The sequence below is a fragment of the Oleiphilus sp. HI0128 genome (assembly GCF_001635365.1).
This window is the reverse complement of record NZ_LWGG01001475.1, coordinates 1-875: the sequence shown is the minus strand read 5'-3', so window position 1 is coordinate 875 and position 875 is coordinate 1. Positions and strand designations below refer to the sequence as shown.

Here is an 875-nt window from a genome sequence, read left to right as displayed (position 1 = left end):
CTTGTATAACAGAATTAAAGCGCTGAAGCTGCTGATCTACCTGCTCCCCCCCTGGCAAATCACTTGCTGAGAAGTGCGTCATACAAGCATAGAGCGAGAGGTACTGATTTGACTCAATTCGCTTCAATGCAAGTGCAAAGTCCTCGCTATTCATACCCAGGCGATTCATTCCGGTATCAAGCTTTAAGCAAACTTTATACTCAGAAGCCTGAGTTTGATTTTCAAACAGCGCCAACTGCCATAAGCTATGGACCACCCAAATCACATTGCTTGTATCCTCGATACAGGCCTTAGCAAAAGGTCCTTCAAGTACCCATATTCGATTAGCGAGCTGAGCCTCACGCAATTGGCGCATTTCTTCGGGAATTGCCACTGCCAAGTCATGCTGGCCAGCAAGCCTTGCCATCTCGATCAGACCATGACCGTAGGCATTGGCTTTAAGCACCACCATTAAAGAAGTAGCCTTCGATATTTCTGCTGCACGCTTTATATTATGACGAAAAGCCTGCCCGTCTACTTCAAGATATAATGGACGACCGCCTGAAAAGCCCTCACCCTCAAGACACAAATTAACACCTTCTGCCCGCCTAAGCTTTTCGATCAAAACTCGTTTCCATAATCAGCGTGAGACAAATCATTAAATTTAGTATATTGCCCCTGGAATGATAATTTACATTTACCAATCGGCCCGTTACGCTGCTTACCAATGATTATCTCGGCCATACCTTTATCAGGGCTATCCTCGTTATAATAATCGTCACGGTAGATAAACATAATAACATCGGCATCCTGCTCGATTGCTCCTGACTCACGCAAGTCTGAGTTCATAGGGCGCTTATCCGGCCTAGACTCCAAGCCACGGTTTAACTGAGACA

2 protein-coding genes are annotated in these 875 nt (G+C 45.6%); both read right to left on the bottom strand.

The features are described from left to right. Window positions 1-604: alanine racemase (locus A3763_RS24375; protein ID WP_197483098.1), on the bottom strand; the 604-nt coding region annotated here is incomplete at its 3' end. Further along, window positions 601-875 (bottom strand): DnaB-like helicase C-terminal domain-containing protein (locus tag A3763_RS24370; protein WP_304440845.1); only part of this gene is annotated, 275 nt, incomplete at its 5' end. The genes A3763_RS24375 and A3763_RS24370, both read right to left, overlap by 4 nt.